Genomic DNA, 26,733 nt, shown 5'->3' on the forward strand with positions numbered 1-26,733 from the left:
CCGGGAGGGGCGTACACCGGAGCTCGGCGCAGGAGAACCGGCGTACGTACAGCAGTTGGGGCGGGAGCGGACAATGGCGTCCGCTCCCGCCCCGACCGCATTCCCTGCGCCGATCGGGTGATGACACACCCCGTTCGGACGGCCGGCGCGACCCGCCCGGCAAGCTGGATGTCATGACCAGTCCCATGACCAGCCGCAACCGCCTGATCGCCGTCGCCGTGCTCCTGGTCTGCGCGATCGCCGCCGCGGGCGCCTACGCCCTCAGCGCGCACCGCGACCCGGCGGACGCCGGGGCGACCCCCTCCCCGCAGGCCGCCTCCACCGCGCCCGCCGCCACCTCCGGTGCGGCCGCGGCCGGCCCCACCGCGGCCGGCCCCACCGCCGCCGCCTGGGTGCCCGCCGACCCCCGGATCGCCGACGTCTGCCGGAGCAAGCTCCCCACCCCGGCCCGCAGCACCCTCGCCCTGATCGCCGCGGGCGGCCCCTACCCGTACCGCTCCGACGGCATCGTCTTCGAGAACCGCGAGAGCCGGCTGCCCCGGCAGCGCACCGGCTACTACCACGAGTACACCGTGGTCACCCCCGGCTCCCAGGACCGCGGTACCCGACGCGTCGTCACCGGCGCGGTCGGCGAGCAGTACTGGACGGCCGACCACTACGCCAGCTTCCAGGAGATCGACCCCCGCTGCTGAACCCGGCGGGCCGCCGGCGGCGAAAAACCGTTGGCGCCATGTTCTCAGTCTGAGAACATGGCGCCCGATGACCCTTCCCACCGAAAGCGACGCGACCACCGACCCCGCCCTCGACTCCCTGCACGGCCTCGCCGTCGGGGACGCCCTCGGCGCCCAGTTCTTCGTTCCCGGCACCGGCGCCCTGCTGGCCGCCCGGGCCACCCCGCCCGGCCCCTGGCCGTGGACGGACGACACCGAGACGGCCTGTTCCGTCCACGCCGCGCAGCGTGAGCGCGGCAGCATCGACACCTTCGACCTGACCCACGCCCTCGCCCGCCGGCACGACTTCGACCGCGGCTACGGCCCCGCCGCCAACCGCCTGCTGCGCCTGATCCGCGAGGGCGGCGACCCGAAACGCCTGGCGGCCGAACTCTTCGACGGCCAGGGCTCGTACGGCAACGGCGCCGCCATGCGGGTCGCCCCGCTCGGCGCCGCCTTCGCCCATGACCCGGCCGCCGCCGTCCGGCCCGCCGCCGACAGTGCCGTGATCACCCACACCCACCCGCAGGCGGTGGCCGGCGCGATCGCCGTCGCGGTGGCGGCCGCGCACGCCGCCCGGGCCCGGCACGAACCCACCACCCCCACCGCCTTCCTGACGGCGGTACGGGACCTCACCCCGCCCGGCGCCGTCCGGGAGGGCATCGCCGAGGCGCTGGCCCTGCTCGCCGAGCCGGACCTGCGGGCGGCCGCCCGGGTGCTCGGCAACGGCAGCCGGGTCAGCGCCGCCGACACCGTGCCGTACGCGCTCTGGTGCGCGGCCCGCCGGCTCGGCGACTACCCGGGCGCGGTCCGGGACGCGATCGCCGCCGGCGGGGACGTCGACACCACGGCGGCGATCACCGGCGGCATCGTCGCCGCGTACACCGGTACGGCGGGCATCCCCGCCGGCTGGCTGGCCGCCCGCGAGCCGCTGCCCGACTGGGCGACGCCGGAGCCGGGCAGCGTCGCGACCGCCAGGACCGACCCGCTGGCCGCTCGTCCACTGCTCGTGCCGCACCCGCAGGCGGTGCCGGACGTGGTGTGGAGCGAGCAGGAGTGGCAGCGGATCCGGTACGGCCTGCGCCCGCGTTCGATGGACGACAAGTGGTTCTCCTGGACGGCCGAGGGCACCCTCCACCTGCACCGCAGCTGGACGGGCTTCGCGGTCTGGGAGGTCCGGGTGGCGCCCGTCCGGGGCGGTGGGTGGCGGCCGGTCTCGGCGCTGGTCGAGGAGCGCTGGGCGGGCCTGCGGGTCGCTGCCATGGACGCCGACGAGTTCTTCGCCGTGATCCTGCGGCTCGCCGCCCGCGGCTACTGACCCGCGCCGGAACGCCGGCGGGGCCCGTCCGGCGGGCCCCGCCGGCGAGGTGTCCGGTCGGTCAGGCGGGGATCAGCTGCCCAGCGCCGCCGCCGTGTCTAAGGCACTCCTGGTTGATCGCCCGGTCCGGGGCGCTGGGCGAGGTGGCGGCGGCGATCCGCAGCTCGATGATGTCCCGCACGGCCGGCCACTCCTCGTCCAGGATGGAGTAGAAGGCGGTACTGCGGACCACGCCGTCCAGGCCCCGCGAGTGGGCCCGGCGGACGCCCTCGCAGGTGGCGCCGAGCCGCTCGATGGCGGTCCGCGAGCGCTGGTTGCGGGCGTCGGCGCGCATCGAGATCCGCTGCACGCCCCACGCCTCGAAGGCATGGCGCAGCATCAGCAGCTTCGCCTCGGTGTTGATGCCGGTGCCCTGGGCCCGCGGGGACAGCCAGGTGTTGCCGATCTCCGCGGCGTCGGGCACCGCGGTGGCCGGATCACCGAACGGGATGCCCGGCGCCGGCGGCCAGACCAGCGGGCCCTGCCAGTAGTCGAGTTCGAGGAAGCGGGTCGAGCCCACCACCCTCCCGTCGGCGGTGCTCACCGTCGCGAACGGCAGCGAGCGCCCGGCCGCCTGGTCGGCCAGGGCGCGGGCGACGTAGTCGCGGGCCGCTTCCAGGCCGTGCGGGACGGGGGTGAAGGCGTAGGTCGTACGGTCCTCGGCGCCGGCCTGGGCCAGCGCCTCGGCGTGGTACTCGGCGAGGGGCTCCAGCCGGACGGTGCGGCCGGCGAGGATGACGGGTACGGGCACGGAACCTTCGGTCCTTCGGCGTCGGAGGGTGACCTCGCGCCGGGATACGGCGCGGAGGGCGACTGGATTTCGCCCCGCTCCAGGGAGCTCCGCCCGTTCCGGCGTACGCCGGAGTGCCCGGTTCGTACGACGGGGGAGGCGGCCCGGAGGCGGGCAGCGCGGTGCCGGAACGGACACGGGTCCACGGACCGGTCCGGCGGGATGAGCGAGGGGACAGTGTGCGTCCGCGATATGGCCGAGGGGGAAACGAGTACGCGAAGGGAAGCAGGCGGCCAGATGAAGGCAAGGTGCGTCGTGTGGGCTGGCCCAGCAGCGGTCCGGGACGTGGTCAACGGCGTTACCGACGACGAGACGACGACGCGACGATGCGAGGCAGCGAGAGGACGATACCCGTCAAAGGGCGGTGCGTCACTTCGCGGCACGCGAAAGGGGGCGTGTGAATCCCCGCCGTACGCTGCGCCGCCCGGGCGCGGGCCCCGGAATCTGCCCGGCGCGTGCCGCGCCGGACCGGCGGAGGGGGTGTGACCAGCGGGTTTCCGGCGGGGTGCGATGATTCTCCGATCGGGTGAGGGCCTGGTGTCGTTCCCGGCACGAAGCGCGGCCGCAACGGGAATGCAAGCGGCCTCCGGCACGCTGGACTGAGCGAGAGACCCGCGGCGGGGGAGAGCCCGCGCCGGGCCTCCGGCAGGCCGGAATCCGGTCGGGACGACCCGCAGGGGCCCGCCCGGCGGCGCCCGGCCCGGACGGACCACGTCAGACCGAGACAGACCGAGACAGACCGACGACGAGAACGAACGGGGTTGGGTACGCGGTGCGAGATCACCAGGCGCTGTACGAGCTGGAACCGCAGGGTGTGGCCGCCGTGGCCGCCGCGAACGCGGCCTTGGGCGACACCGGCGCGGGCCTGGTGCTGCTGTACCACTTCGAGGGCTTCATGGACGCCGGCGAGGCCGGCGGCCAGGTGGTGGCGCACCTGCTGGAGGAGGGCTCCCCGCAGGTCGTCGCCCGCTTCGACCACGACCGCCTGGTGGACTACCGCGCCCGGCGGCCCGCCATGGTCTTCGACCGCGAGCACTGGGCCTCCTACGACCCGCCGGAGATCCTCCTCCAGCTGGTCGAGGACGCGGCCGGCTCGCCGTTCCTGCTGCTCACCGGCCCCGAGCCGGACGTCGAGTGGGAGCGCTTCGCCGCCGCCGTGCGCGAGCTGGCGGAGCGGTTCGAGGTCCGGCTCTCCATCGACTTCCACGGCATCCCGATGGGGGTGCCGCACACCCGCCCGGTCGGCCTGACCCCGCACGGGAACCGCCTCGACCTGGCGTCCGGCTACCCGCAGTGGTTCGAGCAGGCCCAGGTGCCCGGCAGCGCCCAGGCCCTGCTGGAGTACCGGCTGGCGGAGGCCGGCCAGGACGTCCTGGGCTTCGCCGTGCACGTGCCGCACTACGTGGCCCGGTCGGCCTACCCGGCCGCCGCCGTGCTGATCCTGGAGGCCGTCCAGTCGGCCACCGGCCTGGTGCTGCCCGGCCACTCGCTGCGCGACCGGGTCGGCGAGGTGTACGCCGACATCGAGGAGCAGCTGGCCCAGGGCGACGGCGAACTGCGCTCGGCCATCCGGGGCATGGAGGGCCAGTACGACGCGGTGGCCGGCGCCGACAGCCGGGACAGCCTGCTCGCCGAGGCCGTCGACCTGCCCTCGGCGGACGAGCTGGGCCGGCGCTTCGAGCAGTTCCTGGCGGAGCACGAGCGGGACGCCGACTAGGTCCAGGAGCTGGCCGGCCGATCCGGCACTTCCGGAACTCGGCGACCGCCGGTTGCTGCCGGCGCCCCGCCGTCGTCGGGTTGAAAAGTTCCGGGGGCGGGCGGGAATCATCGGGCCGGGCCCGTTCGTTGGTGTGCCGAGCTGCCCGGGGGACGGGTCGCCGTCCGCGCACGTACCGAGGGCGTGCGGATTCCTATCCCCAGGGGGGGCTCTGCTGTGCACAGGCGATCACCCGGCGGCCCGGCGGCCGTCATCGGCGCGCTGCTGCTCGCCGTAGTACTGCTGACCGCGGGCTGCACCGGCGGGACGGCCGGCCCGGGCGCCGCGGCGTCCGGGCCCGGCGCGAGTGCGAGCCCCACTGCGTCGTCCGCCCCGCCCGCCGGCCCGTACGTCGCGCTGGGGGACTCGTACACCGCCGGCCTGAAGATCGAACCGCAGGTCGGCGAGCCCCGGGGCTGCGCCCGCTCGGCGGTCAACTACCCCTCCCTGGTGGCCAGGACGCTCGGTCTCACCGGCGCCGACTTCCGGGACGTCAGCTGCAGCGGCGCCCGGACGCCCGACCTGACGGGCCCGCAGCAGACCTCGGACGGCTCCAACCCGGCCCAGCTGGACGCTCTGTCGGCGGCCACCCGGCTGGTGACCGTCGGGATCGGCGGCAACGACGCCGGCTTCATGGACGTGGTGGGCGAGTGCGCCCGGCGGAGCCTGACGAACTCGCTGTCCCAGAGCCTGGGCCGGACGGCGGCCGCCGAGGCGCCCTGCCGGGACCACTACGCCTCGGCCCAGGGTGGTGACCAGGTCCGGCGCAAGGTGGATGCGGCGGGGGAGAAGCTCGCCGAGGTGCTGCGCGAGATCGGGCGACGGGCTCCGCAGGCCCGGGTGTTCGTGGTCGGATACCCGATGTTGCTGCCGACGGACCCGGCGCCCTGCGCGTCGGTGCTGGAGGGCGCGGTGACCCCGGCCGACCTGGGTTTCCTGGCCGAGAAGGAGCAGGAGCTCAACACCATGCTCGCCCGGCGGGCGGAGGCGGCCGGCGCCCGGTTCGTGGACACCGCGACGCCCTCCGCCGGCCACGACCTGTGCGCCGCCGCGGCCCGCTGGATCGAGCCGCCCTTCCCGGCGCCCGGCCTGGCCGCCGTCCACCCGAACGCCTTGGGTCAGCAGGGGGTCGCGGCCGCTGTACTGCAGGCCGTCCGGGGGTAGCCCGGCAGGCCTTCGGCGGCCGGGCGGCGGTGCCGGGCCCGGGAAACGGGCCGGCGGCCGTCCGCGCGGTCAGGGCGATGACCACGGACGGCCGCCGGTGGTCCGGGGATCCGGTGCTGCGAGGTGTGCTCAGGTACCGATCAGGGCTGGGCCGGTCAGGCCGGGCTCAGCCGGGTCGGGTGGACGACGATCCGCACCGACTCGTCGTCCAGGCACTCGCCGGTGACCAGGTCGAACCGCTGCTTGAGCAGCGGCGAGGCGACGTAGACCCGGCCGTCGGGGGTGGAGCCGAGCAGCCCGCGGGACAGCACGTACGCGCCGGTGAACGGGTCCCGGTTGGCGATCGCGTGGACGCGGTCCAGGTGGTCGCGGAACACCGCGGCCTGCCGGCCGTCCGGCAGCAGGGCGGCCACACCGCGTCCCGGGGCGAGCCGGTCCAGGTCGCAGACGGGTGCCCAGGTGCCTTCGGCGAGCACCTCGATCCGGTCGGTGGCGACGGCCTCGGTGGCGACGGTGAAGGCGGTCTCAGTGGCGACGACGGTCATCGGACCTCCAGCAGGAGCGAGTTGTCGGGGTCGAGGGCGGCCAGCAGATCGGCCTCGGTGGCGAGCAGGGTGAGGTCGGGCTTGACCTGCCCGCGCTCGGGGGTGAACCGGATGCTCGGGTCCTCGACGCCGGGGGCGTTGACGAAGGACACGAAGCGGCGCATCCGGTCCGGGTCGGCCAGCGTGGCGGCCCACTCGTCCTGGTAGTCGGAGACGTGGTTGGCCATCAGGGCCTCCAGCTCCTCGGCGATCCCGAGGCTGTCGTGCACCACCACGTCACGGACGTGGTCGAGGCCGCCCTCGATCCGCTCCAGCCAGGCGGAGGTGCGCTCCAGCCGGTCGGCGGTCCGGATGTAGAACATCAGGAACCGGTCGATCAGCTTGATCAGCTGGTCGTCGTCGAGGTCCTGGGCGAGCAGGTCGGCGTGCCGCGGGGTGGCACCGCCGTTGCCGCCGACGTACAGGTTCCAGCCGTTGGAGGTGGCGATGATGCCGAAGTCCTTGCCGCGGGCCTCCGCGCACTCGCGGGCGCAGCCGGAGACCGCCGACTTGAGCTTGTGCGGGCTGCGCAGGCCGCGGTAGCGCAGTTCCAGGTGGATGGCCATGGCCACCGAGTCCTGGACGCCGTAGCGGCACCAGGTGGAGCCGACGCAGGACTTGACCGTCCGCAGCGACTTCCCGTACGCGTGGCCGGACTCGAAGCCGGCCTCGACCAGCCTGGTCCAGATCAGCGGCAGCTGGTCCACCGTGGCGCCGAAGAGGTCGATCCGCTGACCGCCGGTGATCTTGGTGTAGAGGCCGAAGTCGCGGGCCACCTCACCGATCACGATCAGCCCCTCCGGGGTGATCTCACCGCCGGGGATACGCGGCACCACCGAGTACGAGCCGTTCTTCTGGAGGTTCGCCAGGAAGTGGTCGTTGGTGTCCTGCAGCGCCGCCTGCTCGCCGTCCAGCACGTGGCCGGAGGCCTCCAGCTCGGGCGCCAGCGAGGCGATGATCGAGCCGACGGTCGGCTTGCAGACCTCGCAGCCCTCCCCGCCCAGGCGCCCGTGCTCGGCCAGCAGCCGCCGGTGGGTGGAGATCCGCTTCACCCGGACGATCTCGTACAGCTCCGCGCGGGTCTGCCCGAAGCAGGGGCAGAGGCCCTTGTCGACCTCGATGCCGGAGGCCTCCAGCTCGTCACTGACGATCGTGGAGAGCAGCTTGATGCAGGAACCGCAGCCGGTACCGGCCTTGGTGCACTTCTTGACCTCGGGGACGGTGCCGCAGCTGTGCTCGGTGACCGCCGCGCGGACCTCGCCCTTGGTGACGTTGTGGCAGTTGCAGACCACCGCCTCGTCCGGCAGCGCGGAGCTGCCCAGCGAGACCGGCGCGCCCATCCCGGCGGGCAGCACCAGCGACTCGGCGGGGACGGGCAGCGGGACGCCGGTGCCGGTCAGCGGCCGCAGCGAGGAGTACGCCTCGGCGTCGCCGACCAGGATGCCGCCGAGCAGCGCGCCCTCGGGGGTGACCACCAGCTTCTTGTAGATGCCGGAGCGGGAGTCGGAGTAGACGACGTCCAGCGCGCCGGGGGTGGTGCCGAAGGCGTCGCCGAAGCTGGCCACGTCCACACCGAGCAGCTTGAGCTTGGTGGAGAGGTCGGCGCCGGTGAACGGCTTGGCGGCCTGGTCGGCGAGCTGGTGGGCGACCGCGCCCGCCATCTCGTACCCGGGGGCGACCAGGCCGTACACCCGGCCGTCCACGGCCAGCGCGCACTCGCCGATCGCGAAGACGTTCTCGTCGGAGGTCCGGCAGTGCTCGTCGACGGCGATGCCGCCGCGCTCGCCGACCGTCAGGCCGCAGTCGCGGGCCAGCTGGTCGCGGGGGCGCACACCGGCCGAGAAGACCACCAGGTCGGTGTCGAGGCTGCTGCCGTCGGTGAAGGTCATCCCGTTGGCCGCGCCCTCGGGCGAGACCGTCACGGCGGTGGTGCCGATACCGGTGTGGACGACCACCCCCATCTCCTCGATGGTGCGGCGCAGCGCGTCGCCGCCGCCCTCGTCCACCTGGACCGGCATCAGCCGGGGGGCGAACTCGACCACGTGGGTCTGCAGGCCCAGGCCCTTGAGCGCGCCGGCCGCCTCCAGCCCGAGCAGACCGCCGCCGACCACCGCGCCGACCCGGGAGCCGGCCGCGTACGCCTCGATGGCGTGCAGGTCCTCGATGGTGCGGTAGACGAAGCAGCCCTCGGCGTCCTTGCCGTCCACCGGCGGGACGAACGGGTACGAGCCGGTGGCGAGCACCAGGGTGTCGTAGCCGATGCTGCGGCCGCTCGCGGTGGTGACCGTCCGGGCCTCGCGGTCGATCGCGGTGGCCGGGTCGGAGAGGTGGATCTCGTAGCCGTGCTTCGCGGCGAAGCCGTCCTCCGCGAGCAGCAGGTCCTCGGGGGTCCGGCCGGAGAAGTACGAGGTCAGCGCGACCCGGTCGTAGGCGTGCCGGGGCTCCTCGGCGAGGACGACGACCCGGTAGCGGTCGGCGGCTCCGGCGTCGGCCAGGGCTTCCAGGAAGCGGTGGCCGACCATGCCGTATCCGACCAGCAGTACGGTCGGCCTGGTGGTGGTGGTCATCGGGTCCCTCCGGGGGTCGTGCTGCTCTGCGTGGTGGCGGTGAGCAGGTGGAGCGGGTGGGCTGACAGGGCCTCGTCGCCCTCCCAGGTGTGGGCCAGGGTGCCGACGGTGCTGAGGTCGCCGAGCAGGACACCGCCGACGAGCCGGTCCTCGCCCCGCTCGTCACGGCGGACGATCACCTTGCGGTAGGTGCCGCCGACGGCGTCGGCGAGCCGGATCACCCGGTCCTCGGGGGCGGCCGGCTCCGTCTCGCCGAAGGCGGCGAGGTCGAGCGGCGCGCGGTCGGGGCCGGTCAGGGTGAGCCGGGTGAGCAGCCGGCTGCCGGTGTACGAGGGGCCGGCCGGCCCGGCGGCCAGCAGGCGGGCCAGGATGTCGGCCTGCTCCTGGGCGGGGCCGGCCAGGCCGTAGAGCACGCCGCGGTGCTCGGCGCAGTCGCCCACCGCGTGGATGTGCGGGTCGCTGGTCCGCAGCCGGTCGTCGACCACGATGCCGCGGCGGGTCTCCAGGCCCGCCGCCTCGGCGAGCCCCGTCCGCGGCCGCACCCCGACGGCGACCACCAGCAGACCGGCCTCCAGGCGGAAGCCGTCGGCGAGTTCGACGCCGGTGACGGTGCGGTCCTCGGTCAGTACGGAGCGGACCCGGCACTCGGTGTGCACCTCGATGCCGAGGTCGGTGAGGTGCTTGCGCAGCAGCGCGCCGGCCTCGGCGTCGAGGTGGCGCTCCATCAGGTGCTCGCCCTGGTGGGCCAGCACCACCTGGACGCCGCGCGCCGCCAGTGCCCGGGCGGCGCTCACCCCGAGCAGCCCGCCGCCGACCACCACGGCCTGCGCCACACCGGGCAGGTAGGCCTCGATGTCGGCGCAGTCGGCCATGGTCCGGAAGGCGAAGACGCCGCTGGGCAGGGCGTGCCGCTCCCGGCCGGCCCCGGAGTCGTCGAACAGGCCGCGCAGCGGCGGCAGGACGGGGTTGCTCCCGGTGGCGAGCACCAGATCGCCGTAGCCGATCGCGGAGCCGTCGTCGCAGAGCACCTGGCGCTGTTCCCGGTCGATCCGCACCACCCGGGCCTGCCGGCGCTCGACCTGCGGCGGCAGCGCGGCCAGCGCCGCGAGGTCGGGGGCGTAGCGGCCGGCCAGCACCTCGGCGAGCAGTACCCGGTTGTACGCGGGGTGCTCCTCCTCGGCGAGCAGCACGACCGGGCGGTCGGTGCTGTGCCGCACGAGCTGCTGGGCGAGCCGGTGGCCGGCCATCCCCGCGCCGACGACCACGATGCCGTCCGCTGGGGGAGTACCGGTCGTTGTCATGCCTTTGAGCATGTGGCGCGGGTGTTTCCCGTCCGGGGCCGGTCTGTTTCGGAGGCGGAACGTTGACCTCAGCGAGCTCCGGGGCCGGGTGTGAGCCCCCGCAACCCTTCCCGTGCCCTGTCCGGGGCCCTGTCCGGTGCGCGTCGCGAGGGCGGCGCGCACCCGTCGTCAGCGCGCCGGGCCGGCGGCCACCAGGGCGACGCTGCGGGCGAGTTCGTATGGGAATGGGGGTCTCCGATGCGTACCACCCGGGCCCCACCGGCCCGCCCGGCTCTCCCCGCCACATCCGCACCCGCCGCACCCGCTGCTCGGGCCGTCCGCGCCGCCCGGCCCGGGCTCGCGGCCCTCTCGCTCGGCTACTTCACCCTCGGCACCGCCTCGCTCGCCGTCGTCGGACTCGGCGGCCCGATCGGCCGCGACCTGCACACCGCGACCTTCGCGGGCCAGCAGGGCGTCAACGGCACCCTCAACCGCGCGCCGGCCGCCCCGCTCGCCGAGTTCGTCGCCGGCCTGCGCGGACAGCTCCCGGAGCTCCGCTTCGAGCTGCGCCGCCTCGCCGCCGAGGGCGACCTGGTCTTCGCCCACTCCCACTTCACCGCCGCCCCCGGCGACCCGGGTCGCGCCGTGGTGGACGTCTTCCGGATCGCCGACGGCCTGATCGCCGAGCACTGGGATCTCGACGAGGGCGTCCCGGAGAGCACCGCGAGCGGGCGCGCGATCGTCTGACGGACAACCGGCTCGGACGACCCTGAATGCCCGGGGGCGCGCGGTGCGCACCCCCGGGGACGACTTCCTCCTGGACGCCCTCGACCTCGAACTGCGGGGAGTCCTGCGGGTGCTCCACCAGCAGGTGGCCGCGCACCGCCGCGCGTCTCGGGAGCTCCAGGGGTTGCTCGAACGCCTCTCGGCGAGCGCGCCGCGCTTCGCCGCCAAGGTGCGGCGGGCGATCTGAGCCGGTCCCCGACGGCTCAGGCGGCGGCGACCGGCTCCAGCCGTACCGCGCAGGCCTTGAACTCCGGCATCCGGGAGATGGGGTCCAGCGCCGGGTTGGTGTGGATGTTGGCGCTGCCCTCGCCCGCCCAGTGGAAGGGCATGAAGACGGTGTCGGGCCTGATCGCGGTGGTCAGCCGGGCGGGGGTGACGGTCCGTCCGCGCCGGCTCACCACCGCGACCTGGTCCCCGTCCCGCACGCCCAGCCGGTCGGCGAGCAGCGGGTGCAGCTCGACGTACGGGCCCGGGGCGGCGGCGTTCAGGGCGTCGACCCGGCGGGTCTGCGCGCCGGACTGGTACTGGGCCAGCACCCGGCCGGTGGTGAGCCGGACCGGGTACTGGGCGTCCGGCTCCTCGGCGGCGGGCCGGTGCTGGACGGGGATGAAGCGGGCCCGCCCGTCCGGATGGGCGAAGCGCTCCAGGAACAGCCGGGGGGTGCCGGGGTGCTCGGGCGACGAGCAGGGCCAGAACACGCCGTCCTCGGCCGCGATCCGCTCGTAGCTGATGCCCGCGTAGTCGGCCGCGCCGCCCGCCGAGGCCCGGCGCAGCTCGTCGAAGGCCTTCTCCGGGTCTGTCGGGAACCCCTCGCCGTGGCCGAGCCGGGCCGCCAGTGCGTGCAGCACCTCCAGGTCGGTGCGCACGCCCGGCGGGGCGTCGACGGCCTTGCGGCGCAGGACCACCCGACCCTCCAGGTTGGTCATCGTCCCGGTCTCCTCGGCCCACTGGGCGACGGGCAGGACGACGTCGGCGAGCTCGGCGGTCTCGGACAGCACGACGTCGCTGACCACCAGGAAGTCCAGCGAGCGCAGCCGCTCGGTGACGTGCCCGGCATGCGGGGCGGAGACGACCGGGTTGGAGCCGGTCAGCATCAGCGCCCTGACCTCCCCGCCGAGCGAGTCCAGCAGCTCGTACGCGCTGCGCCCGGGGCCGGGCAGCGAGTCGGGGTCGACGCCCCAGACGGCGGCGACGTGGGCGCGGGCGGCCGGGTCGTCCAGCTTGCGGTAGCCGGGCAGCTGGTCCGCCTTCTGGCCGTGCTCGCGCCCGCCCTGGCCGTTGCCCTGCCCGGTGAGGCAGCCGTAGCCGGCGTGCGGGCGGCCCGCGTTGCCGGTGGCCAGGCACAGGTTGATCCAGGCGCTGACCGTGTCGGTGCCCTTGGCCTGCTGCTCCGGGCCGCGCGCGGTCAGCACCATCGCGCCGTCGGCGTCGCAGAACAGCCGGGCGGCCTCGCGCAGCTGCGGCAGCGGTACGCCGGTCACCGCCTCGACGTGCTCGGGCCAGTGCGCCATCGCGGCGGCTCTGGTCCGGGCCCAGCCGCTGGTGCGTTCCGCGATGAAGGCCTCGTCGGTGCGGCCGTCGGCGACCACCAGGTGCAGCAGGCCGAGCGCGAGGGCCAGGTCGGTGCCGGGGCGCGGGGCGAGGTGCAGGTCGGCGAGTTCGGCGGTGCGGGTGCGGCGCGGGTCGACGACGACCAGGGTGCCGCCGTTCTCCCGCAGCTCGCGCAGGTAGCGGACGAACGGCGGCATGGTCTCCGCCGGGTTGCTGCCGACCAGGATGACGCAGCCGGTCCGCGGGATGTCGGCGACCGGGAACGGCAGGCCGCGGTCCAGGCCGAAGGCCCGGGTGCCGGCGGCGGCGGCCGAGGACATGCAGAACCGGCCGTTGTAGTCGATCGCCGAGGTGCGCAGCACCACCCGGGCGAACTTGCCGAGCAGGTAGGCCTTCTCGTTGGTCAGCCCGCCGCCGCCGAACACCCCGACGGTGTCCCGCCCGTACTCCCCGGCGGTGGCGGCCAGCCGGTCGGCGACCAGGTCCAGGGCCTCGTCCCAGCGGGCCGGCCGCAGCACGCCGTCGCGGCGGACCAGCGGGGTGGTGAGGCGGGCCCCGGGCGCCAGCACGGCGGCGGCGCTGGAGCCCTTGCCGCAGAGCGCGCCCCGGTTCACCGGGAAGCCGGGCCGCTCGACCACCGCGACCGGGACGGCGCCCGCGGTACGGCGCAGTCCCATGCCGCACTGGAGGGCGCAGTACGGGCAGTGCGTGTCGGTGGTGGCGACGGCGTTGCTCATGCCGTCACCCTGCTACGGCGCTGTTTCGCGGCCACGACCCGCGCGTTACGGCTTCCGCACACCGGACTCACCCCGGCGGGCCCCGGCTGTGAGGGCGGGGAAACCAGTCGTGACCGCCGGGCAACGGCGGGGAAACAGCGAGCGGCCACGCTGGAGGCATGACGCCGCCCACCTGGACCTCAAGCTCCTCCGACCTCCTCGCCGAGATCTCGCAGCAGTTCACCGCCAGGTCGGCCGCGACGTCGACCGGCCGCCCGGCCGGCCGGCCGCCGCTGGTCCTGCACTCCGCCCGCCGCCCGGCCCTGGTGCTGGTCGCGCATGGTTCACGCGATCCGGCGGCGCTCGCCGAGATCCGCCGGCTGCTCGCCCTGCTGCGCGGCGCCCGCCCCGAACTCGACGTCCGGCTGGCCCACCTCGGGCTGAACGCGCCGCTGCTGCCGGACGTGCTGGCGGAGCTGGCCGGCCCGGTGGTCCTGGTGCCGCTGCTGCTCGGCCGGGGCTACCACGTGAAGGTCGACCTGCCGGCCCTGCTGGCTGCGGCGCCGCAGGTCAGCGGCACGATCACGGCCCCGCTCGGGCCGGACGGGCTGCTCACCGAAGTCCTGTACGAGCGACTGGTGGAGGCCGGTTGGACCGATCCCGCGACCGTCCGCGAGCGGCACCGGCACGGCCGGGACGCCGTCGTGCTGGCCGCCTCGGGCTCGCGCGACCCGGACGCGGCGGCCGACACCGAGGCCCAGGCGCGGCTGCTCGCGAGGCGGCTGCACGTGCCGGTGATGCCCGGCTACGTCGCGGCCGGCTCGCCGAGCGTGGCCGAGGCGGTGGCCCGGCTGTCGGCGCGCGGCTACCGCCGGATCGCGGTGGCGGGGTACTTCACCGCGCCCGGTGACTTCTCCCGGCTGGCCGCGGCGGCGGGGGACTGGCTGACCAGCGCCCCGCTGGGCGCGCACGAGCTGATGGCCCGTCTGGTGCTGGCCCGCTACGAGCACTCCCGGCTGCGGATCGCGGCCTGAGCCACGGCGGCCACCGCCGCGGGCCACCGCCGCCCCCGGCGGGCAGGCGCCCCGCCGCGCCGCCGCGCGGGATTCGCGCCCTGTTGTGCGCCCGGCAACGCGCGGCACCCCCCGGCTGTCGGACGGGCGGCGTACCGTGACTGGCATATGGACGACACCGCGCACCGCACCGCCACCCCGGACCTGACCCCGTCGAACCAGCCCGGCCCGTACGACGGAGCCGCCGAGGCCCGCTGGGTGCCCGAGCCGGACAAACGCCCCGGCCGTACGGCGTTCCAGCGCGACCGCGCCCGCGTCCTGCACTCCGCCGCCCTGCGCCGGCTGGCGGGGACGACCCAGGTGGTCGCCCCGATGCGCAGCGACTTCCCCCGCACCCGGCTGACCCACTCGCTGGAGTGCGCCCAGGTCGGGCGCGAGCTGGGCGCGGCCCTCGGCTGCGACCCGGACCTGGTGGAGGCCGGCTGCCTGGCGCACGACATCGGCCACCCGCCGTTCGGCCACACCGGCGAGGAGGCGCTCGACCAGGCCGCCGAGGCCTGCGGCGGCTTCGAGGGCAACGCCCAGTCGCTGCGGATCCTGACCCGTCTGGAGCCCAAGCGCTTCGCCCCGCTCGACGAGGAGCCCGCCCGGCTCGCGCCCTGGCCGGGCCGCAGCGTCGGCCTCAACCTCAGCCGCGCCGCGCTGGACGCCGCCACCAAGTACCCGTGGACGCGCGGCGCCCACCCCACCGACCCGGGCTCCACCAAGTACGGCGTCTACGCGGACGACCTGCCGGTGTTTCGCTGGCTGCGGGCCGGCTCCCCGCCGGACCGCAAGTGCTTCGAGGCCACCGTCATGGACTGGTCGGACGACGTCGCCTACTCCACCCACGACGTCGAGGACGGCCTGCAGGCCGGCCACATCGACCCGGAGGCCCTGCGCTCCCCGGTCGAGCGCGCGGAGCTGTTCAAGGTCGCGGAGCGCTACGCCCCGGACGCCCCGCCCGAGGAGCTCTCGGAGGCGCTGGACCGCCTGCACGCCCAGCCCTGGTGGCCCGCCGCCTACGACGGCTCGGCCCGCGCCCGGGCCGGCCTGAAGGACCTCACCAGCCAGCTGATCGGCCGGTTCTGCCTGGCCGCCGAGCAGGCCACCCGGGCCCGCTACGGCCCCGGCCGGCTGACCAGGTACGCGGCCGAGCTGGTGGTGCCGCGCGAGGTGCGGCTGGAGTGCGCGGTGCTGAAAGCCGTCGCCGTCCGGTACGTGATGCAGCGCGACGAGCAGGAGCAGCTCCGCTCGCGCCAGCGGATCGTGATCGCCGAGCTGGCCGAGGTGCTGACCCGGCGGGCCCCGGAGGGCCTGGACGTGGTCTTCGCCGCCCGCTACGAGGAGGCCGAGGACGACTGCGCCGCCCTGCGCGCGGTGATCGACCAGATCGCCACCCTGACCGACGCCTCCGCGCTGGCCCTGCACGCCCGGCTGCTCGGCCCGGCGGCCCGGACCTGACGGCACCGGGGGACGGGTCGGCGGGGACGTAGACTTCCACAGTGGCCGGGCGGATCAGGGATGAAGATGTACAGGCGGTGCGCAGCGCGCTGCCCATCGACGTGGTGGTCGGCGAGTACGTCCAGCTGACCAACGGCGGCGGGGGCGAGTACAAGGGCGTCTGCCCGTTCCACGACGAGAAGTCGGCGTCGTTCTACGTCAACCCGTCCAAGGGCGTCTTCCACTGCTTCGGCTGCCAGGAGAACGGCGACACCATCGCCTTCCTGATGAAGATCGAGCACTTCACCTTCGCCGAGGCCGTCGAGCGGATGGCCGCCCAGGCCAACATCACCCTGCGTTACGAGGAGGGCGGCTACAACCCCCGCCACCAGCAGGGCGAGCGGACCAGACTCGTCGAGGCGCACAAGGTGGCCGCGGCGTACTTCCGGGAGCAGCTGCAGTCGCCGGAGGCCGAGATCGGCCGGCGGTTCCTGGCCGAGCGCGGTTTCGACGAGGAGGCGGCCCAGCACTTCGGTGTCGGCTACGCGCCGGCCGGCTGGGAGCACCTGGTGCGCCACCTACGCGGCAAGGGCTTCAGCGACAAGGAGGTCCTGCTCGGCGGTCTGGCCTCGCAGGGCCAGCGCGGCGGGCTGATCGACCGCTTCCGCGGCCGGCTGGTGTGGCCGATCCGGGACATGGGCGGCGAGGTGATCGGCTTCGGCGCCCGCCGGCTGCGCGAGGACGACACCGGCCCGAAGTACCTCAACACCCCCGAGACGCCGATCTACAAGAAGTCCAACGTGCTGTACGGCATCGACCTGGCGAAGAAGGAGATCGCCAAGTCGGGCCGGGCGGTGGTGGTCGAGGGCTACACCGACGTGATGGCCTGTCACCTGGCCGGGGTGACCACGGCGGTGGCGACCTGCGGCACGGCCTTCGCCGAGGACCACATCAAGATCATCCGCCGGCTGCTGATGGACACCTCCCAGTACCGGGGCGAGACGGTCTTCACCTTCGACGGCGACGCGGCCGGCCAGAAGGCCGCCCTGCGCGCCTTCGAGGACGACCAGAAGTTCGCCGCCCGCACCTCCATCGCGGTCAGCCCGGGCGGCATGGACCCCTGCGACCTGCGCCTCGCCCAGGGCGACGAGGCGGTCCGGACGCTGATCGACAACCCCGTCCCGCTCTTCGAGTTCGCCCTGCGCTCCGCCGTCGCCCGGCACCGGGTGGAGACCGCCGAGGGCCGGTCCGCCGCGATGCTGGAGGCGGCCCCGATCGTCGCCAAGATCAAGGACCGCTCGATCCAGCACGAGTACGCCGTCCAGCTGGCCGGCATGCTGGGCATCCTCGACGAGCAGTTCGTGGTCCGCCGGGTCGGCCAGCTCGCCCGCTGGGACCGCGACAACAAGCAGCAGAACCAGCGCGGCGGCAACCAGCAGCAGGCCCGCCGGCCGGAGGCCCAGGCCCAGCCGGTGCAGCCGGCCCGCCCGGTCTTCCGGCTCAACCCGCGCGACCCGGCCCAGTTCGTCGAGCGCGAGCTGCTCAAGCTGGCCCTGCAGTACCCGGCGCTGGTCAGCCCGGCCTTCGACAACTACGGCGAGGACGAGTTCCCCACCCCGCCGTACACCGCCGTGCGCCGCGCGATCGGCCAGGCCGGCGGCGCCGCGTACGGGGCCGCCCTGCCCGACTTCACCAAGACCGTCCGGGAGACCGCGCCGGACGACCAGGTGCGCTCGCTGGTCACCGAGCTGACCGTCGAGCCGGTGCGCACCCGGCGCAAGCCCGACGAGATCTACGCGGGCGAGTTCCTGGTCAAGCTGCGGCTGCAGGCGGTGGAGCGGCGGGTGGCCGAGGTCCGGGCCCAGCTGCAGCGGCTCGGCAACCGGGCCGCCCCCGAGGAGCTGCACGCGGTGCAGACCGAGCTGTGGCAGCTCCAGCAGTACGGCCAGCAGCTGCGCAGCCGGGGCGCCGCCGCCCTCTAGCCGCCGCTCTCCGGCCGCCGTCCTCCAGGCGGGCGGCGCTCGGCGGTCGCCGGGCCGGCGGCAGAAAGTCCGCGCACGAGTCTCGGCCGGAGCATGTGGCGTACCCCACACTGGAGGACGTCCCAACTCCGTTCAGCGCGGGTCCGCCAGAGTCGCGCACGGCCCCGAGGGGATGCCCGTGGAGCCCGCCGCGACAGTCCGCCCTACGCCGAACCGGACCCCCGACACCACCGACGCCGCAGACCTCCCCGGCCCGCCCGGCCCCGAGCGGGACGGCTCGGGCCAGGTCGCCTCCGGCCAGGGCCGCTCCGGCCAGGACAGCCCAGGCCGAGGCGGCCCCCGCCCCCCGGCCCCGGGCCGGCGCTTACCCGGCCCGGAGCTGCCCGGTGCCCGGCCCGGCACCGCCGGCGGCCGGGTCCCGGCGGCACCCGCCGGGGAGCTCGGGGATCAGCCGGCCGAGCAGCCCGCCGACGAGTTCACGGACGATCCGGCGGAGGAGCCCACCGGCGAACTGCCCGACGAGCTGATCCAGGAACCGACCGAGGAGCCCGGCGGCGAGCTGACCGACGACCCCGGCCCCCGGCCGGCCCGGCCGGCGCCCACGGCGTCGCTGGACGCCGCCGCCGGCCCCGCCGCCGACCTGTTCCGCCAGTACCTGCGCGAGATCGGGCGGGTCCGGCTGCTGACCGCGGCGGAGGAGGTCGAACTCGCCCGCCAGGTCGAGGCCGGCCTGTTCGCCGAGGAGCACCTCGCCCGCACCCCGGCCCCGGACGACCGCCTCGCCGACGAACTCGACCGCCTGGTGGTGCTCGGCCGGATCGCCAAACGCCGGCTGATCGAGGCCAACCTGCGCCTGGTGGTCTCGGTGGCCAAGCGCTACATCGGGCGCGGCCTGACCATGCTCGACCTGGTCCAGGAGGGCAACGTCGGCCTGATCCGGGCGGTGGAGAAGTTCGACTACACCCGGGGCTACAAGTTCTCCACCTACGCGACCTGGTGGATCCGGCAGGCGATGAGCCGGGCCCTCGCGGACCAGGCCCGAACCATCCGCGTCCCGGTGCACGTGGTCGAGCTGATCAACCGGGTGGTGCGGATCCAGCGGGGGCTGCTCCAGGAGCGCGGTGTCGAGCCGACCCCGGCCGACATCGCCGCCGTCCTGGAGTTGCCGGAGACCCGGATCCGGGAGGTCCTGCGCCTCGCCCAGGAGCCGATCTCGCTGCACACCCCGGTCGGTGAGGAGGACGACGTGGCCCTCGGCGACCTGATCGAGGACGCCGACGCGGCCTCACCCGTCGAGTCGGCCTCGTTCCTGCTGCTGCGCCGGCACCTGGAGGCCGTGCTGGCCACCCTCGGCGAACGCGAACGGCAGGTCGTGCAGCTGCGCTACGGCCTGGACGACGGCCGCCCGCGGACCCTGGAGGAGATCGGGCACCTCTTCGGGGTCACCCGGGAGCGGATCCGCCAGATCGAGTCGAAGACCCTCGGCAAGCTGCGCGACCACACCTTCGCCGAGCAGCTCCGCGGGTACCTGGACTGACGTCCGGGGCTCAGCCCCAGATGCTGTTGTTGGCCAGCGGCCGGGCAGCCGCGGCGAGGCCGGTGCCCGGGGCGGCGGTGGCGCCGGCCACGGCGGGGCCGCGCGCTCCGGCGGGGCCGGCGGCGGCCGGGCGGAACGGGGCGGACGGGAGGCAGCTGCGGTGGAGCAGCGAGCCGACGGACATGAGGGACTCCGTGGAGATCGGCCGCACGGACGACGGGCCGGGTGGGCCCGACGGAAGGCGAGGTCGCCTTCCCTGCGGTGGTCACCATGCTCCGGTCCGGCCCGCCGCCCGGTCCACCGCTACGCCGTCCCCGTCCGGACCTCGGCATCCCCAAGGCTCTGACCTGCAGGGACGTCGCGCAGTGGGGACGGCGCGGGCGGCCGGCGGGTCTTGGGGCCGGAGCGGTGGCGGGCCTCAGGGTGCGGCCGGCGCCTTCACGTGGTCGGTGCAGGCGCGGGTGGTGCCGTCGGGCAGGGTGGCGCAGACCCAGGCGGACTTGTCGCCGGACAGCTCCACCATCGGCGAGTAGGCGTCGTTGCCCCACTTCACGGCGTACGGGGTGGTGGTCCCGTCCGAGTTCTCCGCCGAGACGATGGCGTTGGGCGCCGCGTAGGTGATCCGGCCCCACGCCGCGGAGCAGGCCTTGCTGTAGCGCAGCTCCATGACGATGTCCTGGTTCTTGCCCAGGACGAGGGTCTGGCCGTCCTGGCTGCAGCCCATCGCGCCCGGGTCCTTGCCGCTGCAGCCGGCCGCGCTGCAGCCGATCGGCCGCGGCGTCGCGGGGGCGGTGGCAGTGGCGGAGGCGGACCCGGCGGGAGCGGGTGCGGCCGCCGGGGTGCCGGTGGCGGTGACGGTGGCGCCGGGCGCGCCGCCGGCGGCCTTGTCCGAGTGGTCGCCGTCCCTGGTCAGTCCGAGAACCAGGGCAACGACCAGGACGGCCGCGAGCACCCCGGCGGCGACCGCGCGCCGGGTCGACCACCAGGCGGTGCGTCCGACGGTCGCGGCGGCCGTGCCGTCGTCGCCGTCGGTGCCGGCCGCGGTGGCCGCGCCGGCATCGGTCGCGCCGGCCGCCGCCCGCTCCCGCTCGCTCCGGTCCCGGTCGGCGAGGTCCCAGAGTTCGAGCAGCGGGGCCACCTCGTGCTCGAAAGCGGTGCCCAGGCTCTCCACGGCTCCCCGGGGCGGGAACTGCTTGCCGTTGACCCAGCGCTCCCAGGAGGACTTCGCGTAGTGCGTACGCGCGCCGATCTTGGCGTAGCTGAGCCCCGAGGCGTCCTTGAAGGCCAGCAGCTCCAGCCGCAGCCGCTCGGCGGCGTCCGGCCCGGTGTCAGGTCCGCCCTCGGATCCGGTGTCAGGTCCGGTGTCAGGTCCGGCGCCGGGGGCGCTGTGCGGGGGCGTGGGGGTTGCGTCCTCGGTGGTCATCGTCATGCCGTTCGCCTGGGGGTGACCGGGTCCGGCTGAGTACGGGACGGTGCCACGCGCCATGGACGGCCCCCTCCTCAAGGCCCGGCGGTTTGGTGGTCCTGAGAGTCCGTCGGGCAGCATAGCGCGCGCCGCCCACACCCAGGACGGGCGGCGGCCCGGCAGGCGCCCGGACCGCCGCCCGACGACGGGTCAGTGGTGGAAGGCCGTCCGGGCCGGGACCCCGAGATCCTTCAACGGCCCCGGCTGGCTCTTGAGTTCCGGCAGCAGCCGGGTCAGGTCGGCGAGCAGCAGGTCGGCCAGGTCGCGGGAGAAGCCGTTGCGGCAGACCACCCGCAGCACCGCGAGGTCGGTCCGGTTCTCCGGGAAGCTGTACGCGGGGACCTGCCAGCCCCGCTCGCGCAGCCGGCGCGAGACGTCGAAGACGTCGAACGGCACGTCGTCGGTGGTGGTGAAGGCGAAGACCGGCAGGTCGTCGCCCCGGGTGAGCAGGCGGAAGCAGCCGAGTGCCTCGACGGCGCCCGACAGGTACAGCGCGACGTCCCGGGAGGCCTGCTGGACGGCCCGGTAGCCGTCGTGGCCGAGCCGCAGGAAGGTGTAGTACTGGGCGATCACCTCGGCCCCGGGCCGGGAGAAGTTCAGGGCGAAGGTGGGCATCTCCCCGCCCAGGTAGTTCACCCGGAACACCAACTCCTCGGGCAGGGCCTCCTTGTCGCGCCAGAGCGCCCAGCCCACGCCCGGGTACACCAGCCCGTACTTGTGGCCGGAGGTGTTGATGGAGGAGACCCGGGGGAGTCGGAAGTCCCACTGCAGGTCGGGGTCGAGGAAGGGCGCCACCATGGCGCCGGAGGCGCCGTCCACGTGCACCGGCACGTCGATCCCGGTGCGGCCCTGGAGTTCGTCGAGGGCCGCGCAGATCTCCGCCACCGGTTCGTAGCTGCCGTCGAAGGTGGAGCCGAGGATGGCGACCACGCCGATGGTGTCCTCGTCGCAGAGCGCCACGGCCTGCTCGGCGCCGAGGTGGTAGCGCTCGCCCTCCATCGGGGCGGTGCGGGCCTCCACCTCCCAGAAGGTGCAGAACTTCTCCCAGCAGACCTGGACGTTGACGCCCATCACCAGGTTGGGCCGGGCCCCGGCGGCGTACCGCTCGGCGTTGCGCTGCATCCAGCGGCGTTTCAGGGCCAGCCCGGCCAGCATGCAGGCCTCGCTGGAGCCGGTGGTGGAGCAGCCGACGGAGCTGCTCGGGTCGGGGGTGTGCCACAGGTCGGCGAGGATCGCCACGCAGCGCCGCTCCAGCTCGGCGGTCTGCGGGTACTCGTCCTTGTCGATCATGTTCTTGTCGAGGCACTCGGTCATCAGCCGGGTCGCCTGGACCTCCATCGAGGTGGTCACGAAGGTGGCCAGGTTGAGCCTGGCGTTGCCGTCCAGCATCAGCTCGTCGTGGATCAGCTGGTAGGCGCTGTCCGCCGGGACGGGGCCCTGGGCCAGCCGGTGCACCGGCGGGGCCAGCTCCATCGACCCCAGCGGGTCGGCCGCGCCGATGAACGGGCTGACCGTCAGCCTCCGGTCGTCGTCGGCTCCTTCGTGCAGCGCCATGGGGGATCGGTCCTTCGCTCCGACGGCCGTGTCCCGCTCCACGCTGCCACCGGTGGCCGGGTGACGCATCCTCGGCGCCACCGCGGCCCGCCCCCGGACGGTGTCAGGAGGCGGTCTCCGGGTGGATCTGCTCCCGGGCCGCCGCGTACTGCCGGCGAACCGCCGACCCGACCGGCAGGTCCCGCTCCTGGTCGGGGACGGTGGTGACGGCCCCCTCCGGCAGCTCCCAGTGCGGCGGCTCGGCGCCGCCGGCCAGTGCCCAGGCGGCCTGCCGGGCGGCGCCGCGCGCCGCGTGGTCGCCGGGCGCCGGGACGAGGACGGGGACGCCGAACACCTGGGGTGCGATCTGCCGCACGGCGGGCAGCCGTCCGGCGGTGCCGAGCAGGAACACCCGGCGGACCTCCACGCCCTTGGCGCGCAGCACGTCCAGCGCGTCCGCGATGTTGCAGAGCATGCCCTCGACGGAGGCCCTGGCCAGGTGGTGGGCCGCCATCGACTCGGCACGCAGCCCGGTCAGGGTGCCCGCCGCGTGCGGCAGGCTCGGCGTGCGCTCGCCGTCCAGGTAGGGCAGCAGCACCAGCCCGTACGAGCCGGGGGAGGACTGCAGGGCCAGCTCGCTGAGGCCCTCCAGGTCGGTGCCGAGCATTCCGGCGGTGGCGCGCAGCACCTGGGCGGCGTTGAGGGTGGCGGCCATCGGCAGGTGCCGGCCGGTCGCGTCGGCGAAGGAGGAGATGACGCCGGAGGCGTCCACCACGGCCCGGTCGTGCACCGCGAAGATGGTGCCGTTGCCGCCGATCGAGACCACCGCGTCGCCGGGGCCGAGGCCCAGGCCCAGGGCGGCCGCCATGTTGTCGCCGGTGCCGGCCGAGATCAGCAGGCCCTCGGGGGTGTGGCCGGCGGGCTCGGCGGGGGCGAGGACCTCCGGCAGCCGCAGTTCGTGGCCGAGGGCCAGCTTCACCAGGTCCTGCCGGTACTCGCCGGTGATCGGCGACCAGTAGCCGGTGCCGGAGGCGTCGCCGCGGTCGGTGGTGCGGCGCTGCGGGTGGCCGAGGAGCTGCCAGACCAGCCAGTCGTGCGGCAGCAGCACCTCGGCGATCCGCCGGGCCGAGGCGGGCTCGAACTCGGCCAGCCAGCGCAGCTTGGCGATGGTGTAGCTGGCGGTCGGGACGGCGCCGATGGCCTGGGTCCAGGCGGCGGGGCCGCCGAGGGCGTCCACCAGGGCCGCCGCGGCGCCGGCCGAGCGCGGGTCGTTCCACAGGATGGCGGGGCGGACCAGCACGCCGCCCGCGTCCAGGCCGATCATGCCGTGCTGCTGGGCGCAGACGCCGATGGCCCGGACGCTCTCCAGCAGGCCGCCCGCGGCGGCCTCCCCCAGCGAGTGCAGCCAGGACTGCGGGTCCGTCCCGGCCCGGGGGTCGTCGCCCTCGGGGGCCGGGTGCGGGGCCTTGCCCGAGCGCAGCACGGTGCCGGTCTCGGCGTCGCACGCCACGATCTTGGTGCGGTTGGTCGAACTGTCTATCCCCGCGACGATGGCCATGTCGAGATCATGCCTCAGCGGGCGGCCGGACGCGGCCGGGCGGAGCAAGTGTTGCCCAGTCGGTACCGGCCGGTAGCTCTCCGCTCGTACGGCGGTTCGGCGGCCGGTCCGCCCTCGCACACCGGTCCGGTGCCGGCGGCCGGCGCGGTGGCGCCGCCGCTCACCGGCCCGGCGTCCGCGGGGGCGTGCGGGAGCGGCCCGTTCACGGGCGGAAGGTTCCCCAGCTGTCGTCCGCCGGCACCGGCTCGCGGTTGAAGTACGGCACCCGCTCGGTCAGCGAGTTCGGCAGCTTGTCGCCGACCTTGTCGGCCACCGCGCCGGCCGCCTTGCCGGCCGCCGCGCCCGCCTGCTGCTTGGCCTTGCCGGCGGCGCTCTGCACCCGGGGGTTCTGCGCGACCTTGCGGGTGACCTTGGCGATCTGCTCGTACCGCTGCCGTCCCGCCCGCGACCCGAGGACGTACCCGGCCGCGGCCCCCACGATGAAACTCAGCTTCCACATACTCGGTCTCCACCCTTCCTCGCGGACTGTGCCGCATTGCCCTACCCGCCGTTCGCGGCGGCGAACCGTCCGTGCCCCCAGCATCCCCGGGTGGTACGCCGGCCGCTCGCCGGGCGCGCCGGGAGGGGGTCGCGGAGCGGTGGCGGGAAAGCGATTGGCGGACCACCCCCCTGAGTGCGCTAATGTATGTCCCGCAGCGAGCGCCGAGGGCCCGGGAGACCGGGAGCCCGGAGCGGAAGCCGATCCCCCATAGCTCAATTGGCAGAGCAGCCGACTGTTAATCGGCAGGTTATTGGTTCGAGTCCAATTGGGGGAGCCACAGGAAGCCGGGCCCACGGGCCCGGCCCACCTGTTGTGCAGTACCTCGGTACGCGCGATCCCGCATAGCTCAATTGGCAGAGCAGCCGACTGTTAATCGGCAGGTTATTGGTTCGAGTCCAATTGCGGGAGCTTCATCGGGTTCGTCCCCGGTGAGTGCTCAGAGCGAAGGCCCCCCGATCGACCGGGGGGCCTTCGTGTTTCCCGGCCCGGACGGGGGCCCGTCCGGGCCGGTCGCCCGCCCGTCCGGCCCTCCTCGGTCGGCCGCTCAGTCGGCCGCCGCCCGGCGGTAGAGCTCGGTGACCCGCTCGTCGAAGGTGACGCTGTACGAGATCCGGGGGGTGTCGCCGCCCTCCTGGTAGCCGCCGATCACGCCCACCACCGCACCGGCGCCGGTGATCCAGGGGCTGCCGCTGGTGCCGTCCGTGTAGCCGTCGCAGTCGAAGCGCTCCTGGGTGGGGCTCTGCGAGGCCGTCCGGGTGGAGCAGGTGATCGGCTCCTCGCCGCCGTTCGGGTAGCCGGTCACCGAGACGGCCAGCCCGAAACCGCTCTCACCGCCGAGGCTGTTGCCGCCGACCACGTCCTCGATCTGGCGGCCCCCCGACGGCTTCACCGTGACGAAGGCCACGTCGTACTCGGGGTCGGCCTCCTCGCTCCAGCGCGGATCGACGGTCACCGCGTCCAGCGCCCAGCTCCCGTAGGGGGACGTTCCGTTGCGGTAGCCGGGGGTGAAGACCAGACCCTCCTGCGGGCCGTAGTCGTCCGGCACCACGCAGTGGGCGGCGGTGACCAGCAGGTTGTGCCGGGGGCTGCGCACCACGCTGGCCGTGCAGGCGCGGGGGCCCCGGGCGGTGCCGAGCGAGAGCGTGCCGACGCGGTCCCCGGCGGCGTCCCGAGGGGCGGTGCGGGCGGCCGGGGGCGCCTCGACGGCGGAGCTGCAGGCGGTGGCGGCGATCAGCAGGGCCGCCGCGGGGGGCAGCAGCCGAGCGCGCACGGGCCGGGCCGGGCCGAGTGCCATCAGGACTCCGCCTCTCGTCCTCGCGTCCGGTGGACGCGTGTCGGGTGTACGGGCGCTGCACCGGGCCGCCGCTGTGCGGCTCCCCGTACCCGGAAGATCTACCAGTCCGGGCGGGGGCGGCGCCACCTTGGGCCCGCTCACCCGGTGGCCCGGTCGTACAGGGCCTGCACGTCGTCGCCGAAGTAACTGCTGTACGAGGTGTCGGGGGTGTTGCCGCCCTGCTGGTAGCCGCCGATCACCCCGACCACCGTGCCGGTCATGGTGGCCGGGTCGAAGTCGGTCACCCAGGGGCTCCCGCTGGTGCCGCCGGTGTAGTCCGGGCAGTCGATCCGCAGCTGGGTCGGGCTCTGCTCGTCGGAGGTGTTGCTGCAGGTGATGGGCAGGTTGCCGCTGCTCGGATAGCCGGTCACCTTCACCGGCAGCCGGTAGCCCCGGTCGATGCCCAGCAGGTTGGCGCCGAGCACCTGCTGCACCTGCTGACCGTTCTGCGGGGCGACGACCGCGAAGGCGACGTCGATGTCGGGGTCGCCGGACTCCTCCCAGCGCGGGTCGACGGTCACCGACAGCAGCGGCCAGACGCCGTTCGGGGTCTCGCCGGCGCGGTAGCCGGGGACGAACACCAGATCGCTGCGCGGGCCGAGCCGCGGGTCGTCCACGCAGTGCGCGGCGGTGACGATCAGGTTGAGACCGGCACTGTCGACGACGCTCGCGGTGCAGAAGTGGTCGCCGACGGCCGAGTGCGTGAAGACCGCCCCGACCAGGCTGTTCAGCGCGGTGGGTGCGGCCGTGCGGGTCGTCCCGGGGTGCTCGGCGACGGCGGCCCGGATCCGGTCCTTGGTCCAGCCGTGCATCGCGTCGGTGCCGCCGCCTCCCGGCGTCGGACCCCCCGGCGCCGGACTGCCCGGTGCCGATCGGTCCGACGGAGGCGTACCGGGGTTCGTCGGGCCGGCCGAGGAGGTGCACCCCGCGCAGGCCAGCGCGAGTGCCAGGGCGCAGACGCCCACGGCCAGCTCACGTATCGTCATCCGCCGCCCTCCGCCGTGCCGGACCGCGGACCGGGCCGGCTC

The 26,733-nt window shown here is 74.8% G+C and carries 22 protein-coding genes and 2 tRNA genes; 12 read left to right on the forward strand and 12 right to left on the reverse strand.

What is annotated here, in order from left to right; translation table 11 throughout:
* Positions 1 to 173 precede the first annotated feature (173 nt).
* Positions 174 to 692 carry a ribonuclease domain-containing protein gene (locus OG689_RS28005; RefSeq protein ID WP_266323627.1) on the forward strand — a complete coding sequence of 173 codons (519 nt, stop codon included), beginning with the start codon at positions 174 to 176 and terminating at the stop codon, positions 690 to 692.
* A 67-nt stretch (positions 693 to 759) separates the two neighbouring features.
* The gene (locus OG689_RS28010; RefSeq protein WP_323189333.1) at positions 760 to 2,028 is read left to right on the forward strand and encodes an ADP-ribosylglycohydrolase family protein; all 1,269 of its coding nucleotides are present in this window, start codon (positions 760 to 762) and stop codon (positions 2,026 to 2,028) included.
* A gap of 61 nt (positions 2,029 to 2,089) precedes the next feature.
* On the opposite strand, the gene OG689_RS28015 is transcribed toward OG689_RS28010, so the two are convergent.
* On the reverse strand, positions 2,090 to 2,818 hold the full coding sequence (locus OG689_RS28015; RefSeq protein WP_266323628.1) for a GNAT family N-acetyltransferase: 729 nt from the start codon (positions 2,816 to 2,818) through the stop codon (positions 2,090 to 2,092).
* An 811-nt stretch (positions 2,819 to 3,629) separates the two neighbouring features.
* Between OG689_RS28015 and OG689_RS28020 the strand changes: the two genes are divergently transcribed.
* Complete coding sequence (locus OG689_RS28020; protein WP_266323630.1) at positions 3,630 to 4,574, forward strand: PAC2 family protein; 945 nt, start codon at positions 3,630 to 3,632, stop codon at positions 4,572 to 4,574.
* Positions 4,575 to 4,790: 216 nt separating this feature from the next.
* Positions 4,791 to 5,777 (forward strand): SGNH/GDSL hydrolase family protein, encoded by a 987-nt coding sequence (locus OG689_RS28025; RefSeq protein WP_266323631.1) that lies wholly within the window; start codon positions 4,791 to 4,793, stop codon positions 5,775 to 5,777.
* A 155-nt stretch (positions 5,778 to 5,932) separates the two neighbouring features.
* Here OG689_RS28025 and nirD read toward each other — a convergent pair whose 3' ends face one another.
* From nirD to OG689_RS28040, 3 genes are read right to left on the reverse strand one after another with little or no spacing between them, the layout of a single operon-like run.
* Complete coding sequence (gene nirD, locus OG689_RS28030; protein WP_266323632.1) at positions 5,933 to 6,322, reverse strand: nitrite reductase small subunit NirD; 390 nt, start codon at positions 6,320 to 6,322, stop codon at positions 5,933 to 5,935.
* A complete protein-coding gene (nirB, locus tag OG689_RS28035; RefSeq protein WP_266323633.1) occupies positions 6,319 to 8,928 on the reverse strand; it encodes a nitrite reductase large subunit NirB in 2,610 nt (869 codons plus the stop codon). The genes nirD and nirB overlap by 4 nt, the downstream gene beginning before the upstream one ends.
* Positions 8,925 to 10,229, reverse strand: coding sequence for an FAD-dependent oxidoreductase (locus OG689_RS28040; protein ID WP_266323634.1), 1,305 nt, complete (start codon positions 10,227 to 10,229; stop codon positions 8,925 to 8,927). The genes nirB and OG689_RS28040 overlap by 4 nt, the downstream gene beginning before the upstream one ends.
* A 237-nt stretch (positions 10,230 to 10,466) precedes the next feature.
* Between OG689_RS28040 and OG689_RS28045 the strand changes: the two genes are divergently transcribed.
* Complete coding sequence (locus tag OG689_RS28045) at positions 10,467 to 10,955, forward strand: nuclear transport factor 2 family protein (protein WP_266323636.1); 489 nt, start codon at positions 10,467 to 10,469, stop codon at positions 10,953 to 10,955.
* 43 nt (positions 10,956 to 10,998) lie between these two features.
* Positions 10,999 to 11,181, forward strand: a complete 183-nt coding sequence (locus tag OG689_RS28050; protein WP_266323637.1) for a hypothetical protein — start codon at positions 10,999 to 11,001, stop codon at positions 11,179 to 11,181.
* A gap of 16 nt (positions 11,182 to 11,197) precedes the next feature.
* On the opposite strand, the gene OG689_RS28055 is transcribed toward OG689_RS28050, so the two are convergent.
* The gene (locus OG689_RS28055; protein WP_266323638.1) at positions 11,198 to 13,282 is read right to left on the reverse strand and encodes a molybdopterin oxidoreductase family protein; all 2,085 of its coding nucleotides are present in this window, start codon (positions 13,280 to 13,282) and stop codon (positions 11,198 to 11,200) included.
* Positions 13,283 to 13,440: 158 nt separating this feature from the next.
* On the opposite strand from OG689_RS28055, the gene OG689_RS28060 reads away from it, so the two are divergent.
* The 4 genes from OG689_RS28060 (at position 13,441) to OG689_RS28075 (ending at position 19,275) form a co-directional block, all read left to right on the forward strand.
* Positions 13,441 to 14,295, forward strand: coding sequence for a sirohydrochlorin chelatase (locus tag OG689_RS28060; protein WP_266323639.1), 855 nt, complete (start codon positions 13,441 to 13,443; stop codon positions 14,293 to 14,295).
* 147 nt (positions 14,296 to 14,442) lie between these two features.
* Positions 14,443 to 15,777 carry a deoxyguanosinetriphosphate triphosphohydrolase gene (locus tag OG689_RS28065; RefSeq protein WP_266323640.1) on the forward strand — a complete coding sequence of 445 codons (1,335 nt, stop codon included), beginning with the start codon at positions 14,443 to 14,445 and terminating at the stop codon, positions 15,775 to 15,777.
* Between the two features lie 41 nt (positions 15,778 to 15,818).
* Positions 15,819 to 17,738 carry a DNA primase gene (dnaG, locus tag OG689_RS28070; RefSeq protein WP_266323641.1) on the forward strand — a complete coding sequence of 640 codons (1,920 nt, stop codon included), beginning with the start codon at positions 15,819 to 15,821 and terminating at the stop codon, positions 17,736 to 17,738.
* 178 nt (positions 17,739 to 17,916) lie between these two features.
* Complete coding sequence (locus OG689_RS28075) at positions 17,917 to 19,275, forward strand: sigma-70 family RNA polymerase sigma factor (RefSeq protein WP_266323642.1); 1,359 nt, start codon at positions 17,917 to 17,919, stop codon at positions 19,273 to 19,275.
* A gap of 10 nt (positions 19,276 to 19,285) precedes the next feature.
* On the opposite strand, the gene OG689_RS28080 is transcribed toward OG689_RS28075, so the two are convergent.
* The 5 genes from OG689_RS28080 to OG689_RS28100 form a co-directional block, all read right to left on the reverse strand.
* Positions 19,286 to 19,459, reverse strand: coding sequence for a hypothetical protein (locus tag OG689_RS28080; RefSeq protein WP_266323643.1), 174 nt, complete (start codon positions 19,457 to 19,459; stop codon positions 19,286 to 19,288).
* 234 nt (positions 19,460 to 19,693) lie between these two features.
* Positions 19,694 to 20,704 (reverse strand): DUF2690 domain-containing protein, encoded by a 1,011-nt coding sequence (locus OG689_RS28085; protein ID WP_266323644.1) that lies wholly within the window; start codon positions 20,702 to 20,704, stop codon positions 19,694 to 19,696.
* Between the two features lie 186 nt (positions 20,705 to 20,890).
* Positions 20,891 to 22,294 carry a glutamate decarboxylase gene (locus OG689_RS28090; protein WP_266323645.1) on the reverse strand — a complete coding sequence of 468 codons (1,404 nt, stop codon included), beginning with the start codon at positions 22,292 to 22,294 and terminating at the stop codon, positions 20,891 to 20,893.
* Positions 22,295 to 22,397: 103 nt separating this feature from the next.
* A complete protein-coding gene (locus tag OG689_RS28095; RefSeq protein WP_266323646.1) occupies positions 22,398 to 23,831 on the reverse strand; it encodes an FGGY family carbohydrate kinase in 1,434 nt (477 codons plus the stop codon).
* A 202-nt stretch (positions 23,832 to 24,033) separates the two neighbouring features.
* Positions 24,034 to 24,330: a hypothetical protein gene (locus tag OG689_RS28100; RefSeq protein ID WP_073927582.1), complete on the reverse strand. Its 297-nt coding sequence runs from the start codon at positions 24,328 to 24,330 to the stop codon at positions 24,034 to 24,036.
* A gap of 243 nt (positions 24,331 to 24,573) precedes the next feature.
* Here OG689_RS28100 and OG689_RS28105 point away from each other — a divergent pair.
* Positions 24,574 to 24,649: transfer RNA gene (locus OG689_RS28105), tRNA-Asn, on the forward strand.
* 58 nt (positions 24,650 to 24,707) lie between these two features.
* Positions 24,708 to 24,780, forward strand: a tRNA-Asn gene (locus OG689_RS28110).
* A gap of 136 nt (positions 24,781 to 24,916) precedes the next feature.
* Here OG689_RS28110 and OG689_RS28115 read toward each other — a convergent pair.
* Both OG689_RS28115 and OG689_RS28120 read right to left on the reverse strand, forming a co-directional pair.
* On the reverse strand, positions 24,917 to 25,666 hold the full coding sequence (locus OG689_RS28115; protein ID WP_266323647.1) for a trypsin-like peptidase domain-containing protein: 750 nt from the start codon (positions 25,664 to 25,666) through the stop codon (positions 24,917 to 24,919).
* Between the two features lie 137 nt (positions 25,667 to 25,803).
* Complete coding sequence (locus OG689_RS28120) at positions 25,804 to 26,691, reverse strand: trypsin-like serine protease (protein ID WP_266323648.1); 888 nt, start codon at positions 26,689 to 26,691, stop codon at positions 25,804 to 25,806.
* Positions 26,692 to 26,733: the final 42 nt, after the last annotated feature.

The organism is Kitasatospora sp. NBC_00240, assembly GCF_026342405.1.
Taxonomy (GTDB): domain Bacteria; phylum Actinomycetota; class Actinomycetes; order Streptomycetales; family Streptomycetaceae; genus Kitasatospora.

What these genes read in the sequence shown, in the direction of transcription:
- OG689_RS28040 (WP_266323634.1), bottom strand. Translation starts at nt 10,229, where the DNA reads ATGACAACGACCGGTACTCCCCCAGCGGACGGCATCGTGGTCGTCGGC.
- OG689_RS28005 (WP_266323627.1), top strand. Translation starts at nt 174, where the DNA reads ATGACCAGTCCCATGACCAGCCGCAACCGCCTGATCGCCGTCGCCGTG.
- OG689_RS28120 (WP_266323648.1), bottom strand. Translation starts at nt 26,691, where the DNA reads ATGACGATACGTGAGCTGGCCGTGGGCGTCTGCGCCCTGGCACTCGCG.
- OG689_RS28060 (WP_266323639.1), top strand. Translation starts at nt 13,441, where the DNA reads ATGACGCCGCCCACCTGGACCTCAAGCTCCTCCGACCTCCTCGCCGAG.
- OG689_RS28055 (WP_266323638.1), bottom strand. Translation starts at nt 13,282, where the DNA reads ATGAGCAACGCCGTCGCCACCACCGACACGCACTGCCCGTACTGCGCC.
- OG689_RS28010 (WP_323189333.1), top strand. Translation starts at nt 760, where the DNA reads ATGACCCTTCCCACCGAAAGCGACGCGACCACCGACCCCGCCCTCGAC.
- OG689_RS28085 (WP_266323644.1), bottom strand. Translation starts at nt 20,704, where the DNA reads ATGACGATGACCACCGAGGACGCAACCCCCACGCCCCCGCACAGCGCC.
- nirB (WP_266323633.1), bottom strand. Translation starts at nt 8,928, where the DNA reads ATGACCACCACCACCAGGCCGACCGTACTGCTGGTCGGATACGGCATG.
- OG689_RS28115 (WP_266323647.1), bottom strand. Translation starts at nt 25,666, where the DNA reads ATGGCACTCGGCCCGGCCCGGCCCGTGCGCGCTCGGCTGCTGCCCCCC.
- OG689_RS28095 (WP_266323646.1), bottom strand. Translation starts at nt 23,831, where the DNA reads ATGGCCATCGTCGCGGGGATAGACAGTTCGACCAACCGCACCAAGATC.
- OG689_RS28090 (WP_266323645.1), bottom strand. Translation starts at nt 22,294, where the DNA reads ATGGCGCTGCACGAAGGAGCCGACGACGACCGGAGGCTGACGGTCAGC.
- nirD (WP_266323632.1), bottom strand. Translation starts at nt 6,322, where the DNA reads ATGACCGTCGTCGCCACTGAGACCGCCTTCACCGTCGCCACCGAGGCC.
- OG689_RS28080 (WP_266323643.1), bottom strand. Translation starts at nt 19,459, where the DNA reads ATGTCCGTCGGCTCGCTGCTCCACCGCAGCTGCCTCCCGTCCGCCCCG.
- OG689_RS28100 (WP_073927582.1), bottom strand. Translation starts at nt 24,330, where the DNA reads ATGTGGAAGCTGAGTTTCATCGTGGGGGCCGCGGCCGGGTACGTCCTC.
- OG689_RS28065 (WP_266323640.1), top strand. Translation starts at nt 14,443, where the DNA reads ATGGACGACACCGCGCACCGCACCGCCACCCCGGACCTGACCCCGTCG.
- OG689_RS28045 (WP_266323636.1), top strand. Translation starts at nt 10,467, where the DNA reads ATGCGTACCACCCGGGCCCCACCGGCCCGCCCGGCTCTCCCCGCCACA.